At 61.5% G+C, this 15,529-nt stretch carries 13 protein-coding genes; 5 read left to right on the forward strand and 8 right to left on the reverse strand.

Going from position 1 to position 15,529, the window contains the following annotated elements:
• Nucleotides 1-299 precede the first annotated feature (299 nt).
• Nucleotides 300-1,040 (reverse strand): enoyl-CoA hydratase-related protein, encoded by a 741-nt coding sequence (locus J3364_RS08600; protein ID WP_349557966.1) that lies wholly within the window; start codon nucleotides 1,038-1,040, stop codon nucleotides 300-302.
• A 110-nt stretch (nucleotides 1,041-1,150) separates the two neighbouring features.
• Here J3364_RS08600 and J3364_RS08605 point away from each other — a divergent pair, with 110 nt between their 5' ends.
• The 5 genes from J3364_RS08605 (at nucleotide 1,151) to J3364_RS08625 (ending at nucleotide 7,815) form a co-directional block, all read left to right on the forward strand.
• Nucleotides 1,151-2,608: an amidase gene (locus tag J3364_RS08605; RefSeq protein ID WP_349557967.1), complete on the forward strand. Its 1,458-nt coding sequence runs from the start codon at nucleotides 1,151-1,153 to the stop codon at nucleotides 2,606-2,608.
• A 151-nt stretch (nucleotides 2,609-2,759) separates the two neighbouring features.
• A complete protein-coding gene (dctP, locus tag J3364_RS08610; protein ID WP_131483033.1) occupies nucleotides 2,760-3,803 on the forward strand; it encodes a TRAP transporter substrate-binding protein DctP in 1,044 nt (347 codons plus the stop codon).
• A gap of 80 nt (nucleotides 3,804-3,883) precedes the next feature.
• Nucleotides 3,884-4,432, forward strand: coding sequence for a TRAP transporter small permease subunit (locus J3364_RS08615; protein WP_123635593.1), 549 nt, complete (start codon nucleotides 3,884-3,886; stop codon nucleotides 4,430-4,432).
• Nucleotides 4,429-5,739, forward strand: coding sequence for a TRAP transporter large permease (locus J3364_RS08620; protein ID WP_349557969.1), 1,311 nt, complete (start codon nucleotides 4,429-4,431; stop codon nucleotides 5,737-5,739). Before J3364_RS08615 ends, J3364_RS08620 begins: the two co-directional genes overlap by 4 nt.
• Before the next feature lie 216 nt (nucleotides 5,740-5,955).
• On the forward strand, nucleotides 5,956-7,815 hold the full coding sequence (locus tag J3364_RS08625) for a methyl-accepting chemotaxis protein (protein WP_349557970.1): 1,860 nt from the start codon (nucleotides 5,956-5,958) through the stop codon (nucleotides 7,813-7,815).
• A 39-nt stretch (nucleotides 7,816-7,854) separates the two neighbouring features.
• On the opposite strand, the gene J3364_RS08630 is transcribed toward J3364_RS08625, so the two are convergent.
• The 7 genes from J3364_RS08630 to folE form a co-directional block, all read right to left on the reverse strand.
• Nucleotides 7,855-8,847: a DctP family TRAP transporter solute-binding subunit gene (locus tag J3364_RS08630; RefSeq protein WP_349557971.1), complete on the reverse strand. Its 993-nt coding sequence runs from the start codon at nucleotides 8,845-8,847 to the stop codon at nucleotides 7,855-7,857.
• Nucleotides 8,848-9,185: 338 nt separating this feature from the next.
• On the reverse strand, nucleotides 9,186-10,376 hold the full coding sequence (gene msrB / locus J3364_RS08635) for a peptide-methionine (R)-S-oxide reductase MsrB (protein WP_349557972.1): 1,191 nt from the start codon (nucleotides 10,374-10,376) through the stop codon (nucleotides 9,186-9,188).
• A gap of 76 nt (nucleotides 10,377-10,452) precedes the next feature.
• Entirely contained in the window at nucleotides 10,453-11,958 is a 1,506-nt protein-coding gene (locus tag J3364_RS08640; protein WP_349557973.1) for a sensor histidine kinase, read from the reverse strand.
• A 3-nt stretch (nucleotides 11,959-11,961) separates the two neighbouring features.
• Nucleotides 11,962-12,663, reverse strand: coding sequence for a winged helix-turn-helix domain-containing protein (locus J3364_RS08645; protein ID WP_349557974.1), 702 nt, complete (start codon nucleotides 12,661-12,663; stop codon nucleotides 11,962-11,964).
• Between the two features lie 75 nt (nucleotides 12,664-12,738).
• Nucleotides 12,739-13,083: a hypothetical protein gene (locus J3364_RS08650; protein ID WP_349557975.1), complete on the reverse strand. Its 345-nt coding sequence runs from the start codon at nucleotides 13,081-13,083 to the stop codon at nucleotides 12,739-12,741.
• Nucleotides 13,084-13,524: 441 nt separating this feature from the next.
• Nucleotides 13,525-14,403, reverse strand: coding sequence for a carboxylate/amino acid/amine transporter (locus J3364_RS08655; RefSeq protein ID WP_349557976.1), 879 nt, complete (start codon nucleotides 14,401-14,403; stop codon nucleotides 13,525-13,527).
• Between the two features lie 413 nt (nucleotides 14,404-14,816).
• Nucleotides 14,817-15,512, reverse strand: a complete 696-nt coding sequence (gene folE, locus J3364_RS08660) for a GTP cyclohydrolase I FolE (RefSeq protein ID WP_349557977.1) — start codon at nucleotides 15,510-15,512, stop codon at nucleotides 14,817-14,819.
• Between the last annotated feature and the right edge of the window lie 17 nt (nucleotides 15,513-15,529).

Below are 15,529 nucleotides of genomic sequence, written 5' to 3' on the forward strand. Positions count from 1 at the left end.
CGTTCCCGTTATCGCGGACATGCTTGAACATTGATTCTCAAAAATCGGCTGCGACCATTGGATGGGATGAGATTGGCCGCAAACCCGGCTTGTTGGGCTTCCTGCGTCAGCCCAACCTACGCCTCGCCCCCCTCTCTCCGAACCTCCGCTCCGCGACCCTGCCTGTTGTCAGAGACAATGGGCGTTTCGGCGGACGAAGCGATGCTTCGTTGTCTCCTGCTTCACCCCGCCAGGGGAGAGAGGCTCACCTTAAGCCTCGAAGCTCATTAAAGACCCGACTACATAAGTCTTCAAGCCCATTATCGCTTCCCCATCCGGTCCAGCACCGCCCGGCATTCGTCCGAACGCAACCGCTCGGCAAACACATCGCGCTCCCGCTCCAGGGCCGCAAACGCCTGGTCTTCCCAGGGGGCGCGCATCAACCGTTTGCTGGCCCGCAAAGCATCCCGGGGCTGAGCCACCAACTTGCGGGCCTTGGCCAGAGCCACGGTTTCCGCCTCACCATCGGGCACGCAGCTGGTGGCCAGTCCGGCTTCGACAGCGGCTTTGCCATCCAGGGTTTCGCCGAAAACGAGCAGGTCCGTGGCCTGTCGCAACCCCATCCGCAGCGGCCCCACCACCGTCGAAGCCGCTTCCGGCGACAGCCCCAGATCCACGAACGGCGTGCGGAAGCGGGCCGAGGCGGCGGCAATTACCATGTCACAGTGGAACAGCAGGGTGGTGCCGATGCCGATAGCGATGCCCTCAACAGCGGCAATCACCGGCGTATCGCACCGCATCAGTCGCTCGATGAAGGCCAGGCCCGCAGAGGGCTTGGGGTCCGGATCGACGGCCCGGGCGCGAAAGTCGTCCAGGTCGTTACCGGCGGTGAACAGGCCGTCGCAGCCACCAAGGACAATCGCATGGACACTCTCATCCGCAGCCGCGGCATCCACGGCCTCGGACAGTGAATCGTACATGGCGCGGGTCAGGGCGTTCTTTTTTTCCGGACGGCGGATGGTCAGCCGGACGATGCCGGGTTCGCGGGTCACCTCGATCATGCCGATTCTCCTCATTGTTGGGGCATGGCGTATTCATTTTGCGAAATACTGTTTCACAAAAATGCCATTTATTCTATGTTTGTGAGCGACAACAACAAGGAGCCAACCCCATGCCCCCATTCCATGAGATGAGCAGTTTCGCCCTGGCGGACGGCATTCGCAGTCGCACATTTACCGCCGTCGCCGTTCTCGATCACTTCCTGGATCGCATCGAGCGCTTCAACCCGGATCTCAATGCCATCGTGGTGCTGCGCGCCGACGACGCACGCAGGCAGGCGGAAGCCGCCGATGCCGCGGCGGCGCGGGGCGAGGACTGGGGGCCGCTGCACGGCGTGCCCATGACCATCAAGGAAACCTTCGAGATCGAGGGCTGGCCCACCACCGCGGGCTTCGAGAAGCTGCGTGACCACGTCTCAACCCGCACCGCGCCGGCCGTACAGCGGCTCCAGGCCGCCGGCGCCATTATCCTGGGCAAGACCAACGTGCCGGAACTGGCCGGCGACCTGCAGAGCTTCAACAGCATCTATGGCACCAGCAACAATCCATGGGACACCTCGCGTACACCCGGGGGCTCCTCCGGCGGCGCCGCGGCGGCCCTGGCCGCCGGCCTGACTCCGCTGGAGCTGGGCAGTGACATTGGCGGCTCGATCCGCACGCCCTCGGCGTTCTGTGGCATCTACGGTCTGAAAACCACCTACGGCATTGTGCCCACCCGCGGCCACGTCCCGGGCACGCCGGGCAGCCGGGGCAAGCGCGATATTGCGGTCGCCGGCCCCATGGGGCGCCATCTGGAAGATCTGGACCAGGCACTGGCGTTACTGGCCGGGCCGGACGAGTCGGAGGCGCCGGCCTGGCGCATCGAGCTGCCCGAACCGACGACGGACACGCTGGGCGATCTGCGCGTGGCCGCCTGGCTCGATGATGTGTTCTGCCCGGTCGATCAAGCGGTGCGGGACGGCCTGCAGAGCTGCGTGGACGTGCTGCGCGCCGAAGGGGCGCGGGTGGATGAAGCGGCCCGGCCGGATCAACTGACCCTGAAAGCCAACCACGACCTGTATTACAACCTGCTCGCCGCCGCCATGGGCGCGGGTCTGACCCCGAAAATCCGGGAGAAGCTGCAGCCGCTCACCGACGATCCCGACGCCGACGACTACCGCAGCCGCTTTGCCCGCGGTGCCCTGCAGTCCCATGCCGACTGGATGGCCGGCGACGAACAGCGAGCGCAGCTGCAACACCGCTGGGAGCAGTTCTTCGAGCGTTTTGACGTGGTGTTGTGTCCGGTCGTCAACACACTGGCCTTCCCACACGATCAGGAAACCGCCGCCACCGAGCGCACCCTGACCATCAACGGCCAGCCTCAGCCCTACATGGACGTGACCGTGTGGGCCGGCATTGCGGCGATTTCCGGGCTGCCTGCCCTGAGCCTGCCGGTGGGCGATTCTGACGAAGGACTGCCGCTGGCCGTGCAGCTGATCGGTCCGGCCTACAGCGATCGCAACCTGCTGCGGATCGGGCAGCTTCTGGCCCGGCACCTGCACCCGGACGGCCTCCCCTTCCCCCGGCTGTAAGTCGGGCGCCCGGGACGCGGGAAGATTCCACCCGCGTCCTATTGCAAAACGTGATGCGTGTGATAAATTCGGAAAACAAAGATTCATTCTGCAGTCACAAGTACCGCAGAGCGAAACATAACGAATGACACAACAACAAAGAGGTCACGTCATGCCATCGCTAACCCTGTTCCGCAAGCAACTGACGGTGTTCGCGTCAGCGGCCACCCTGAGCCTGGGCGTGTTGTTCAGTGGCAGCGCTGCTGCCGCCGACACCATCACCTGGAAGGTACAGTCTCACTGGCCGGGTTCCAGCAGTTCCTACACCGACAGCCTGGAACGCATCAAGCGTGTCATCGAAGAGCGCAGCGACGGCCGCCTGGAGCTCAAGCTTTACGAAGCCGGCGCGCTGTTCAAGGCCAAGCAGACTTTCGACGCGGTCAGCCGCGGCATCCTGGAAATGGGCACCATTTCCCCGTCCTACGCCCAGGACAAGATGACCCTGGCTGGCATCGCCTCCGGTCTGCCGTTTGCCTTCCGCCACGTGTGGGAAGCGGCCTACTTCCACAAGGGCCTCGGCTTCGAGCAGATGCTGCGTGATGAAGCCGCTCAATACGGCGTTTACTGGGCCACCGACAAAGTCTACCCGACCGAGATGGTGGTCAAGAAGCCGATCAAGAGCTGGGATGATTTCACGTCCCTGAAACTGCGCTCCTCCGGTGCCCTGCAGAAATTCCTGACCGAAGCCGGTGCCGCCGCGTCCTATATTCCGGGCAGCGAACTCTACCCGGCCCTGGACAGTGGCGTGGTCGACGGTGCTCACTGGGGCGCGGCCCAGGGTGCGTACTCCATGGGTCTGTATGAAGTGGCCAAGTACCACGTTAAGCCGGCCCTGAACATCGCCGGCACCGACGTCATCATCGTCAGCCAGAAGGCACTGGACAAGCTGCCTGAGGACCTGCAGAACGTTGTGAAGCAGGCGCTGGAAGAAGAGTTCTGGTTCCGCACCAACGAGTACCAGTACAAAGAGCAGCTGGCCCTGGCCAAGGCCGAGAAAGAAGAAGGCGTCCAGGTCAACACCCTGCCGGACGACGTCCAGAAGCGCCTGACCCAGGTCGCCCAGAAAATGTGGGACGAGGAAGGCGAGCGTAGCGAGCGCTCCAAGAAAGCACTGGCTATGCTGAAAGACTACCTGCGTCAGTTGGGCTACCTGTAACACCCGTCAACACAGACCGGCGGGTCCCGCTCGCCGGTTTTTCCCGTTCCTGAAGACCCGATATTCCCCCGGAGGACACCATGCGTGCGCTGACCGCATTCATGAATGGGGTCACCCGTCTCAATGATTTCATTGGGCGCTGGGTTTCCCTGCTCGTCTTTGCCATGTTTGCCTTCCTGCTCCTTGAGGTCGGCTTCCGCTACCTGCTCGGCTCACCCACCGTCTGGACCAACGAACTGACCCAGATGCTGTTTGGTGTCTACGCCGTTATGTCCGGCGGCTACATCATGGCCCACCGGGGGCACGTGAATGTCGACCTGCTGTATTCCCATCTGGGCCCGCGGGTCCAGGCCGGGCTCGACATCTTCACGTCCACCATGTTTTTCGCCTTCACCCTGGCGCTGTTCTACTTCGGTTACGACATGGCCAGTGAATCCGTGGCCAGTTTCGAAACCACCTATTCGGCCTGGAACCCGCCGATCTGGCCGGTGAAGGTGGCGATTCCCCTGGGCACTGGCCTGCTGATCCTGCAGGGCGTGGTCAAGCTGCTGCAGGACATCGCCATTGCCCTGGACCTGGATTACTACAAACCTTCCGAGACTGATGACGAGCAGGGAGACGTGCTGTGAGTATTGAAGTCCTGACCCTGCTGTTTTTTGGCGCACTGCTGTTCTTCCTGGTCCTCGGCCTGCCGCTGACCTTTGTGCTGGGCGGCGTGTCCGTCGTCTTCCTCTATTTCACCTGGGGGTTCGACTCCTTCTTTATGGTGGCTTCGCAGATCTGGAGCACCATGGAAAGCTTTACGCTGGTGGCGATTCCGCTGTTCGTCTTCATGGCGATGATCCTGGAGCGCACCGGCGTCGCCAATGACCTCTACCGCATGATGCACCTGTGGTGGGGCGGCGTTCGCGGTGGCCTGGCCATCGGTACGCTGGGAATCTGCGCCCTGTTCGCCGCCATGTGTGGCATCAGTGGCGCGGCCGTGGTGGCCATGGGCACCATCGCGCTGCCATCGATGCTGGAACGGGGCTACGACAAGAACATGGCGCTGGGCTGCATCAATACCGGCGGCGGTTGGGGCATCCTGATTCCACCCAGCATCCTGATGATCCTGTATTCGCTGATTACCGGCGTGTCCGTGGGCAAGATGTTTGCGGCGGGTATCCTGCCGGGCGTCCTGCTGATGGTGCTGACCACGGCCTACATCATCATCCGCTGCTACCTGCAGCCGCACCTGGCGCCGGCCCTGCCGCCGGAAGAGCGGGCCAGTTGGGGCGAGAAGTTCCGCGCCCTGCGGGCGGTCATCCTGCCGATCGCTATTGTGGTGATGGTGCTCGGCTCCATCATCGGCGGGATCACCACGCCGACGGAGGCCGCCGCGGTGGGTGTTCTGGGTGCCCTGATCTCCGCTGTGGTCTACCGCAAGTTCAACTGGTCACTCATGCACGAAGCGGCGATCCGCACCTTCAAGCTGACCGGCATGATCATGTGGATCCTGTTTGCGGCCCACGCGTTCAGTGCCGCCTACCAGAGCATGGGCGCGCAGGAGCTGATCGAAGGGCTGATGGAAATGATCCCGGGCGGTCCCTGGGGCGTCATCCTGTCGATGATGCTGATTGTCTTCCTGTTGGCGATGGTGCTGGATCCGGTGGGCATCATGCTGATAACGTTGCCGGTCTTCATGCCCATCGTGGAGGGGCTGGGCTTCGATCCGATCTGGTTCGGCATCCTGTTCGTGATCAACATGGAAATCGGCTACATGACGCCGCCGTTCGGCTTCAACCTGTTCTACCTGAAAGGCGTGGTGCCGCCGAGCATCACCATGCAGGACATCTACAAGTCGATCATTCCGTTCGTCCTGGTTCAGGTGCTGGGCATGGGGGTCATCATGATGTTCCCGGATATCGCCACCTACCTGCCGGACCTGTTCTTCTGAGCCGCGACCGTTGAGCCGCTGTCGCCACCGGCAGCGGCGGCTCAACGCCGAATTTGCGGTAGCATTCTGTTACGCATGACTCATTGATTCTGTTCAATTTTCAAACTTAAATAATGATACTCCGATCACACTATGAACCAAACGACTGATAACCAAAAACGCTAGCGCTTCAGAGCAGCCCCACGCTCGATGACGCCCCGTTCCAGGAAGTTCATCATGCGACTGCCCCAAATTTTCACGTCCCTTTCCATTGGACGCAAACTCGGTATCGGCTTTGCGGTCCTGATCATTCTCTCGGTTATTACCGGCTCAATCGGCCTCACCGCCCTGGACAACTACGCCGATCGCGGTGATGTGGTGGGCCTGGTCGGCGCCATGGAAACCAACCTGTTGCAGGCCCGTCTGGCGGAGAAATCCTTCCTGATGGAAGCCGCCGACGACGACCTGGCCAAAGCCCGAAAGCAAAGCGCAGCGGCCGGCCAGATGGCCGAATCCCTGAGTCATCAGGTGAGCAACAGCACCGACCAGGCCAGACTCGCCACGGTCATTGACGGCTCTGCCCACTACGGCGATCTATTGGCCGAGGTTGCGACTACCCAGAAGTCACGCGACGAGACCGTCAAGAAGCTGGAAGTCGACGCCCGCAAAACCGAGAGCCGCCTGAGTACCGAAGATCAGCTCTACGTCGCCAGTGCGGCCCTCAAGCAGATGCGCCGCAGTGAGCGCAATTTCCTGATCGAGGGCGACGACAAGGCCATCAAGGCATTTGACGATGCGAACAGCCGGGCCCTGAAATCCGTCAAATCCTCCTTTGTCGACAAATCCGTCAAAGAGGAAGTCAGCGGCCTGTTCCAGGCCTACAGCGACAGTTTCCACAGTGCCGTCGATCAGGTTCGGAAGACCCACACGCTCGAGCAGGACATGATCGATACGGCGCGTTCAATCCTGCAGGCGACCAACGACATGAAGCAGGACCAGCTGGCGAAAATGAAGAGCGATCACCAGTCGGCCATCGTCATGATTGCGGTGACCATGGTGATCGTGATCCTGATGGGCGTCGGGCTGGCCTGGGTACTCGGGCGGTCCATCGTGCGCCCAATTCGCGAAGCGGTGGATGTGGCTTCCAAGGTGGCGTCCGGCGATCTGCGCCAGCAGGTCAGCAGCAACCGCAAGGACGAGCTGGGTCAACTGCTCAGCGCCCTGGGCGGCATGGTCACGAACCTGCGCGCGTTGGTGCAGGGCATTGACCAGGGCTCCAACGACATCGCCGCTTCAACAGGCGAACTGTCCACCGTCACCGAACAGACCAGCCTGGGCATGACCCAGCAGCGCGATCAGACCGACCAGGTGGCCACCGCCATGAACGAAATGGTGGCCACCGTCAGCGAAGTGGCGCGCAGTGCGGAGGAAGCCTTCTCCGCCGCCAACCAGGCCAGCCAGACCGCCACCGACGGGGAAACCGCGGTGGGCGAAACCCTGGCTTACGTCAGCGAACTGAACACACTGGTTGAGGACGTCATGCAGAAGCTCAATGGCCTGCAGGCGGACACCCAGAACATCGGCACCGTGCTCGACGTGATCAAGTCGGTGGCGGAACAAACCAACCTGCTGGCGCTTAATGCGGCGATCGAGGCAGCCCGTGCCGGCGAACAGGGGCGCGGTTTTGCGGTGGTCGCGGACGAAGTACGCTCCCTGGCCCAGCGCACGCAGAGCTCGGCGACGGAGATCGAGACGCTGATCACCAATCTGGTCAGCAGCGCGGAGAGTTCCGTGACGGCCATGGAATCCGGCACCCGCCTGGCCGGGCAGACCCTGGACAGCGCACGCACCACCGGCCAGACCATCGAAGCGATTGCCAGCGCGGTGGAACAGATCCGCCAGCTCAACAGTCAGATCGCCACGGCAGCGGAAGAACAGTCGTCGGTGGCCGAGGACATCAACCACAACGTCACGAGCATCCGGGACATCAGCGACCAGTCCGCCACGGCGGCCACCCAGGTGGCGTCGTCCTCAACGGAGCTGGCGCAGTTGGGCGAGAACCTGCGCCGTCAGGTGGCGCAGTTCAGCGTACAATAGGCTGGATAGCGGCCGGCCCCACAGGCCGGCCAAGGTTGATCAGTTGGTACGCGCAGCCGCCTGTTCCGCTGCCTGCAATGTTTTCTCTCCCACCGCGGACGCATACTCCTGCCACAATGGTTTCATCGCCGCCTGCCAGTCCGACAGTTCCTGGGGTGTCGGCTTCACCAGGGTGACGCCACGGGCGTTCTTCAGCGCTTCACGATCGTTCATGCTCTTGGCCTTGGCCACCGCATTGCCGTAGCCCAGCGCGTTGCTCATGGCATAACTGAAATGGCGACGCTCGTCGTCGGTCAGGCTCTGCCAGAAGGTCACGTTGGTGATCACCATGTAATCCAGCACACCGTGGTTGGATTCCATGATGTAAGGCTGGTACTCGTAAAAGCGTTTCGAGTAGATGTTGGACCAGGTGTTTTCCTGCCCCTGGATCCGGTCATCCGCCAGCGCCTGATACACGTCGGAGAACGCCATCGGGACCGGTATGGCATTGATGGTTTCGAACTGTTTTTTCAGCACGTCGGAATTCATGATGCGAAAGCGCAGGCCCGCCAGGTCGCCCGGCTCGCGAAACGGCTTGTTGGCGGACAGCTGCTTGAGCCCGTTATGCAGATAGCCCAGACCGACAATGCCTTCCTGCGTCATGCTGGTCAGCAGGGCTTGGCCGGTGGCGCTCTGCTGGAATTGCTCGACCGCGTCCATATTGGGGAACAGGAACGGGAGATCGAAGACTTTCAGTTTCTGGGTGTAGGCATCGAACTTGGAGACCGACGGCGCCGCAAACTGGATGCGACCGTCGGCAATCGCACTGACCGCCTCGTTGTCGTCCATCAGGGTGCCGTTGGGGTGGATCTCGATGCGAAACCGATCGCCCATCTTGCGCTCGACAATCTTCTTGAACATCTCCGCCATCTTGCCCTTGGGGGTATCCGGGCTCACGACGTGGGAAAAGACGAGCGTGCGGGGTTCAGCCGACAGGGCGAGAGGCAGCGCCAGCAGAATCGCCAGCGCCATCCGGGGGAAAATCCGTGTCATCAATTTGCTCCTGAGTCTTGTTTCTTTTTATCGGGACTGCCAAAAGGCTTCTAATCGGTAGCAATTGTGAGACCAGTCACAGGAACAGCGGCTTTAACCGCCCCGGGCAACCGTTGCGTTACGTGATGGATTCATTCAGCAACAAACGGACACGTGCAACCGGCTGAAATGGGTAAATATTCACCCATTACCCAGCATTGATGGGCGAACATTCACCCATTCCTTGGAGCCATGGAAAAGTCGAGCGTTCCGGAAAGCGAGCGAACAATCTGTGCCTGAGCGGGGGAGGCGAACGGGTGGAAACCCACCCATTCGCGAACGGATTGATCAGGGAGCGACTACATCTTGCCGTGGGGCGGGCCCACCTTGTCGAGATACTCGCCGTAGCCGGCCGCCGCCATCTGATCCTTGGGAATGAATCGCAGGGCCGCCGAGTTCATGCAGTAACGCAGTCCGGTGGGTTGCGGGCCATCCTTGAAGACGTGCCCCAGATGGGAGTCCGCCACACGGCTGCGGATTTCAGTGCGGGTCATGAAGAAGGACTTGTCCTCTTTTTCCACCACCGCGTTGGGCTCGATCGGCTGGGTGAAACTCGGCCAGCCCGTGCCCGATTTGTACTTGTCCGCCGAGGAGAACAGGGGCTCGCCGGAGACCACATCCACATAGATCCCTTCTTTCTTGTTATCCCAGTAGGCGTTATCGAACGCCGGTTCGGTGCCGTCCTCCTGGGTCACCTTGTACTGCATGGGCGTCAGCGTCGACTTCAACTTCTTGTCGCTCGGCTTGACGAAGCTGGCTTCCTTGAAGCCCAGGCTATCGGCCCCGGCTTTCGCCTGATCTTCACCGCCGGCCGCCATGTTATCCGGGCGGTACTTCGACCAGTCGACTTTCTGGTCCTCGCCCCAGACCCGGTCGATAAACTGGTAACGGCCGGAGTTGAAGGTATAGAACTTGTAGCGGACCGGATTCTTCTTGTAGTAATCCTGATGGTATTTTTCCGCCACGTAGAAGGTACTGAAGGGCGTGATTTCGATCACCACCGGCTTGTCATAGCGGCCGGACTCGTCCAACGCCTTGACCGCGGCTTCGGCTAACCGTTTCTGCTCGGCGTTGTGATAGAAGATTGCCGGACGGTACTGGTTGCCGCGGTCGACAAACTGGCCCTTGGCGTCGGTCGGATCCATAAATCGGAAGAAGCCCTGGAGCAGACCTTCGTACGTGATCTTCTTCGGGTCGTAGTAGACCTGGACCGATTCCGTGTGCCCGGTGGTGCCGGAAGAGACTTCCTCATAAGTGGGATTTTCCTTGTTCCCACCGGTGTAGCCGGAGACGGCCTCGACCACGCCAGGAATCTTCTCGAAACCGGCTTCAACACACCAGAAGCAGCCACCGGCGAAGGTCGCCACTTTCAGTGACGGATCATTCGGCGCGTATTCGCCATCCGCCTTTTCATCATCCGCCATGCTGACCTGCAGCCCGGCCAGGCTGGCCAGCAGGATCAACAGGGCGGCCACAAGTGTCCGTTTCATGCTACTCACCTCATGGGGTCTCAAGGGTTGAGACTCTACTTTCGCGCGAAAATTTCACGCGGTTTTCTCCCGGATGTTACGAATTCATAACGGCTTCGGTTTCCCGGGCGGCGGATTCCAGAGGCAGCTGAATCGTAAACGCGGCACCGCCCCCAGTCCGGTTGCGCACGTCGATGCGGCCGCCTTGCAGTACCATGATGCGTTTGGCAATCGCCAGGCCCAGGCCCGCATGGCCAGGCTCGTCGCGGTTCTCGCCACGATACAGGGCGTCGAACACATGGGGCAGATCCGCTTCGCTGATGCCCGGCCCGGCATCGGACACGGTGACAGTCAGCCAGTCGTCGTCCGCGGCCAGATCGAGCGTGACCTCACGGCCGGACGGACTGTATTCGAGGGCATTGCGGATCAGGTTATCCAGCACTCGCTCGGTCATGCCCAGATCCCCCAACACCCGGGGCAGCGTCATGGAGCCGGTGACCTGCAGGCGGATGTCCCGCTTGGCGGCCTCGTGGCCGTGCTTCTGGGCCACGTCGTGGATCAGCTCAGCCGGCACGAACGGCTCCAGCCGCGGTTGCTTCTCGCGGGCTTCCAGAGCGGCCAACTCGAACAGTTCATCCACCAGATGGCTCAGACGCCGCCCTTCTTCCAACGCAATATCCAGGAAACGGGCCTGTTCGTCAGGCGACAGGCTGTCGCGTTTCATGCGCAGGCTTTCCACATAACCTTGCATCGAGGCCAGCGGCGTGCGCAGGTCGTGGGACACCTGGGCGATCAGGCGCCGGCGCAAAGCGTCCTTTTCCTGGAGCTGTTCGATCTGGGAGGCAATGCGATCCGCCATGCGGTCGAACGTCATGCCCAGATAGTCGATCTCGTCATGGCCCCGGCCGCGCTCGTCCGCCCAGCGCAGGCGATCCGGACGCAGGCCGTCGGCCTGCTCGAACTGCTCCACCAGTCGGGTCAGGCGGGTGAGCCGGCGGGTCAGCAGGCGGAACACCCAGAGCCCGGCCAGCAACCCGAACAGCAGACTGACCGCCATGGCCCAGGCGCTCATGCTGATAAAGTGACCTTCCCGCGCCATCATTTCCACCGAGTCGTATTCCTCCCCACGCAGGACCACGTAGAGGTAACCCTGCAGGTTGCTGGCCGACGGCACCGGGGTCACGGAAAACACTTTCTGCCGGTCGTGGCTGCGGGGATCATCGCCCAGCACCGGATACGCTTTCCTGTCGTCGAGCAGCTTGTGGATCGGGCCCAGGGAAACGCGATTGCGCTTGATCTTGGCCGGGTCGGCGGAATAGGACAGGATCTTGCCCTGGGGATCGAGCAGGTAAATCTCGATGCTGGGGTTGATCGTCATGTAGAGGGCGAACAGCTTCTTCAGCGCCGACTGATCGATGCGCCCTTCGTCCACCAGGTTGCGGTCGGACACCAGATCCCGGGCCAGGTCCCGGTTCAGTTCCTGGTTGACGGAGGCGTAGTACTCCCGCAGGGAAAAGGTACTTACCACGGTGTAGACCAGCCCCACGGCAATCAGCAGAACAATCAGACCCGCGGCGAGGCGGGTGTACAACGATTTCAGCATGGGTCAGTCCCGGAAACGATAGCCCACCCCCCAGACGGTCTGGACGTAATAGGGGTCGGAAGGGTCGCGCTCGATCTTGCCGCGCAGGCGGTTGATGTGGGTGTTGACGGTGTGCTCGTAGCCTTCGTGGTTGTAGCCCCAGACGGCGTCCAGCAACTGGGTGCGGCTGAACACGCGACCGGGCTGGCGCGCGAAGTGGAACAGCAGGTCGAACTCGCGGGCGGTCAGGTCCACCTCGTCGCCGTTCACGGTGACCTTGCGTCGGTCCGGGTCGATGGTCAGGCCATCCACTTCGATTCGCCCGCCAGTAGCTTCAGGCTCGCGGGGAGCAGACAGGGCGTCCACGCGGCGAAAGAGCGCTTTGATGCGGGCCGCCAGCTCCGCCACGCTGAAGGGTTTGGTCAGGTAGTCGTCGGCGCCCATTTCCAGGCCCAGTACCCGGTCCAGTTCGGTGGTCTTGGCGGTAAGCATCAGCACGGGCACATAGCCGGGGGCGGAGCGGATTTCCCGGCAGATGGACAGGCCGTCCAGGCCGGGGAGCATCAGGTCGAGGACCACCAGGTCAATGCCGCCTTCCTGGTAACGGGCCAGGCCGTCGTCGCCCCGGGTCATCAGGATGGCCTCGCAGCCCAGGTCTTCGATGTGCATTTTGACCAGTTGGCCGATGCCGGGGTTGTCTTCGATGATCAATACGGTTCGGGTCATGGAGACGTCTCTGTCGCAGGCGGACCGGAAGAGCGTGCCACCGGTTCCGTCGCCGGTGGCACTGCCCCCGGCCGGTTACATGCTGTCCTTTTTGTCGTCGGACATCATGTCGTCCTTCATCATGTCATCTTTTTTCATATCGTCATGATGCATGTCGTCCTGCATCATCTCATCCTTTTTCATATCGTCATGATGCATGTCGTCCTGCATCATCTCATCCTTTTTCATATCGTCGTGATGCATGCCATCGTCCTGCATCATGCTGTCTTTCTTCATGTCGTCATGGTGCATGCTGTCGTCCTGCATCCTATCGTCATGGTTCTTGTCGCCTTTCATCATGTCGTCCGCCTGCGCCAGGCCGGCGCCAAGGCCGAACAGGGCGATGGTGAGTACGAAGGCGATCGGGGTCCGTGTTTTCATGGTGCATTCTCCTTGTCATCCGAGCCCACGACCGCATGCCGTGGGTGTCACGATGCAGAATGGAGGAAAGCACTCACAGGCCCATCACGGGGGCCTAAAGACTCTATAAAGGAAAGATCACAAAAACATCACGGGCAAGGGAGAGGACGAGGGGCGCAGGGCCCTTTTCTGGCTTGCAAGCTTGTGCCGGGAAGCGAGTGGGGGGGCGCCCTTGCCTTCGCTGGATTAGACGGCCATCCGTGGCCGCTAATCCGACCAGGACGTCCCTGTCCTTCCTTCGGCAAGGGCGCCCACTCGCTTCCATCGAACCTTTGAGATACCGCACCTACTTCAAAAGCGATGCGGATATTCCCTGGATATCTACTAATTCCTCTTCCCTTGATGGGACAGGAGCTGGGTGGTCCGACGCATCGGAGAGGGGGAACGTTTTTCCGGAGGACTCTACTTCGCCGCCCCATCCAAAGCCAGCCGACCCCGCGAAAACCGCGCATTGACCCACAGCGACAGCGCCATCACCGCACCGCCTGCGAGCAACCGGCCGAGATCGGCATCGCGGTTCCAGATCAGCAGGTTCACCAGCAACCCGGCCGGCACCAGCGCGTTGTTCATAATCGCCAGAGTGCCGGCGTCCACCAGGCAGGCCCCGCGGTTCCACAGGAACAGGCCAATACCGGAGGCGGCCAGCCCGAGCCAGATCAGGATGCCCCACTGCAGCGCGGTGTGCGGCAGCTTGTCGGGATTACCGAAGATCAGGAACGACGGCAGGGCGAACAGCAGCGCACCGGCGTAGAAGTAGCCGAAGAAGCGATAGAGCGGAATCTCGGTCGGGAAGCGCTGGATCAGGTGCTTGTAGCCCACCTGCCCCGCTGCGAATGTGGCGTTGGCCACCTGCAGCAACAGGAAACCGGTAAGGAAGTCCTCACTCAAACCGTCGTAGCGGATAATGCCCGCCCCGAGTGTGGCAATTGCGGCTGCAACCAGGGCCATGGGCGAGAAGCGCCGGTTGAGGGCGTCGTCGATCAGGGTGACGTAGAGCGGTGTGAAGATGGTGAACAGCAGCACTTCCGGCACGCTCAGGTAAGCGAACGAGCGGTACAGACACAGGTAGGTGATCCCGAACTGCAGCGCGCCGACGACGGTCACACCGGTTTTCAGCTCCCAGCGCACGCCGCGCCAGCGGGTCAACGGCAAAAAGGCCAGGCCCGCCAGCACCACGCGGCTCATCACCGCAAAGTCGCTGTCCACGTGACCGGCCAGGAACTCACCGATCAGGCTGAAAGAAAAGGCCCAGAGAACCGTTACGAAAACCAGCAGCGCCACAAAAAACTCCCTAAACGGCGAAAGGTGGATAGCTCAGATGCAGTGACGGCCAGATCAATGGGAACCAGATACGACCTTGGCTTGAGCCCATGTAGCCGATGCTTTCGAGGGTGTTGTAAAAGCCCCAGTATTCCAAAAGTTGCGTCGTACACTCCCTCTCCCATCGAGGGAGAGGGCCGGGGAGAGGGGGAGGCGCCGTCCCGGCGCCCTTCTATCGCAGGAGATTATATCCGGCGAGGCTTTCGCCTCGACCCCCTCTCTCCAAACCTCTCTCCCGCCAGGGGAGAGAGGCTTTTACCCGAAAGCTTTTTCAACACCCTCGAAAGCATCGGCTACATAGAGAAGATAAACCGCGCAGCAGTTAATTAGGCTGCGCAGTATACGGGATTGAGAGGGAAGTGTCGCGACGACCGTCAGGCCAGAAACTCGCGACGATACTGCGGATCCGTCTTGAAGCGCCCGCCCAGCGCCATCGTCTCGGTACTGGAGCTGGTGTCCTGCACGCCGCGGGCCTTCACGCAATAGTGGGTCGCGTCGATGTGAACCGCTACGTCCTCCACTTCCAGCAGGGTCTGCAACGCCACCAGGATCTGGTGGGTCAGTCGCTCCTGCACTTGCGGGCGCTGGGCGAAGAAGCGCACGATGCGGTTGATCTTGGACAGGCCGATCACCTTATCCTTCGGCAGGTACGCCACCCGGGCCAGACCGTCGATGGTCACGAAGTGGTGCTCGCAGGTGCTGGTCACGCTGATGTCACGCACCTTGACCATCTCTTCCACGCCCATCTTGTTCTCGATCTGGGTGATCTTGGGGAACTGGCTATAATCCAGGCCGGCGAAGATCTCGTCCACGTACATGCGGGCGATGCGCGCCGGCGTGTCCATCAGACTGTCGTCGGTCAGGTCCAATCCCAGCGTCTCGGCGACCCGCGCCATCAGGTCCGAGATGCGCTCGACTTTCTGGTCCCGGGACAAGCGGTTGTCCACCATCGGTGTTTCCAGCCCCCGTTCCACCAACGCCGATCGCACCGCCAGCGCTTCCTCGCTCAGGCTGGATACCGCTACGGACTGGCCGTCAAGAAAGGATGAGGTCTGCAATTGCTGCGACATGGGAAAGCCTCTGCCCT

This window comes from Marinobacter sp. NFXS9, assembly GCF_040148665.1.
Classification (GTDB): domain Bacteria; phylum Pseudomonadota; class Gammaproteobacteria; order Pseudomonadales; family Oleiphilaceae; genus Marinobacter_A; species Marinobacter_A mangrovi.

What these genes read in the sequence shown, in the direction of transcription:
- msrB (WP_349557972.1), bottom strand. Translation starts at nt 10,376, where the DNA reads ATGAAACGGACACTTGTGGCCGCCCTGTTGATCCTGCTGGCCAGCCTG.
- folE (WP_349557977.1), bottom strand. Translation starts at nt 15,512, where the DNA reads ATGTCGCAGCAATTGCAGACCTCATCCTTTCTTGACGGCCAGTCCGTA.
- dctP (WP_131483033.1), top strand. Translation starts at nt 2,760, where the DNA reads ATGCCATCGCTAACCCTGTTCCGCAAGCAACTGACGGTGTTCGCGTCA.
- J3364_RS08645 (WP_349557974.1), bottom strand. Translation starts at nt 12,663, where the DNA reads ATGACCCGAACCGTATTGATCATCGAAGACAACCCCGGCATCGGCCAA.
- J3364_RS08630 (WP_349557971.1), bottom strand. Translation starts at nt 8,847, where the DNA reads ATGACACGGATTTTCCCCCGGATGGCGCTGGCGATTCTGCTGGCGCTG.
- J3364_RS08615 (WP_123635593.1), top strand. Translation starts at nt 3,884, where the DNA reads ATGCGTGCGCTGACCGCATTCATGAATGGGGTCACCCGTCTCAATGAT.
- J3364_RS08650 (WP_349557975.1), bottom strand. Translation starts at nt 13,083, where the DNA reads ATGAAAACACGGACCCCGATCGCCTTCGTACTCACCATCGCCCTGTTC.
- J3364_RS08605 (WP_349557967.1), top strand. Translation starts at nt 1,151, where the DNA reads ATGCCCCCATTCCATGAGATGAGCAGTTTCGCCCTGGCGGACGGCATT.
- J3364_RS08625 (WP_349557970.1), top strand. Translation starts at nt 5,956, where the DNA reads ATGCGACTGCCCCAAATTTTCACGTCCCTTTCCATTGGACGCAAACTC.
- J3364_RS08640 (WP_349557973.1), bottom strand. Translation starts at nt 11,958, where the DNA reads ATGCTGAAATCGTTGTACACCCGCCTCGCCGCGGGTCTGATTGTTCTG.
- J3364_RS08600 (WP_349557966.1), bottom strand. Translation starts at nt 1,040, where the DNA reads ATGATCGAGGTGACCCGCGAACCCGGCATCGTCCGGCTGACCATCCGC.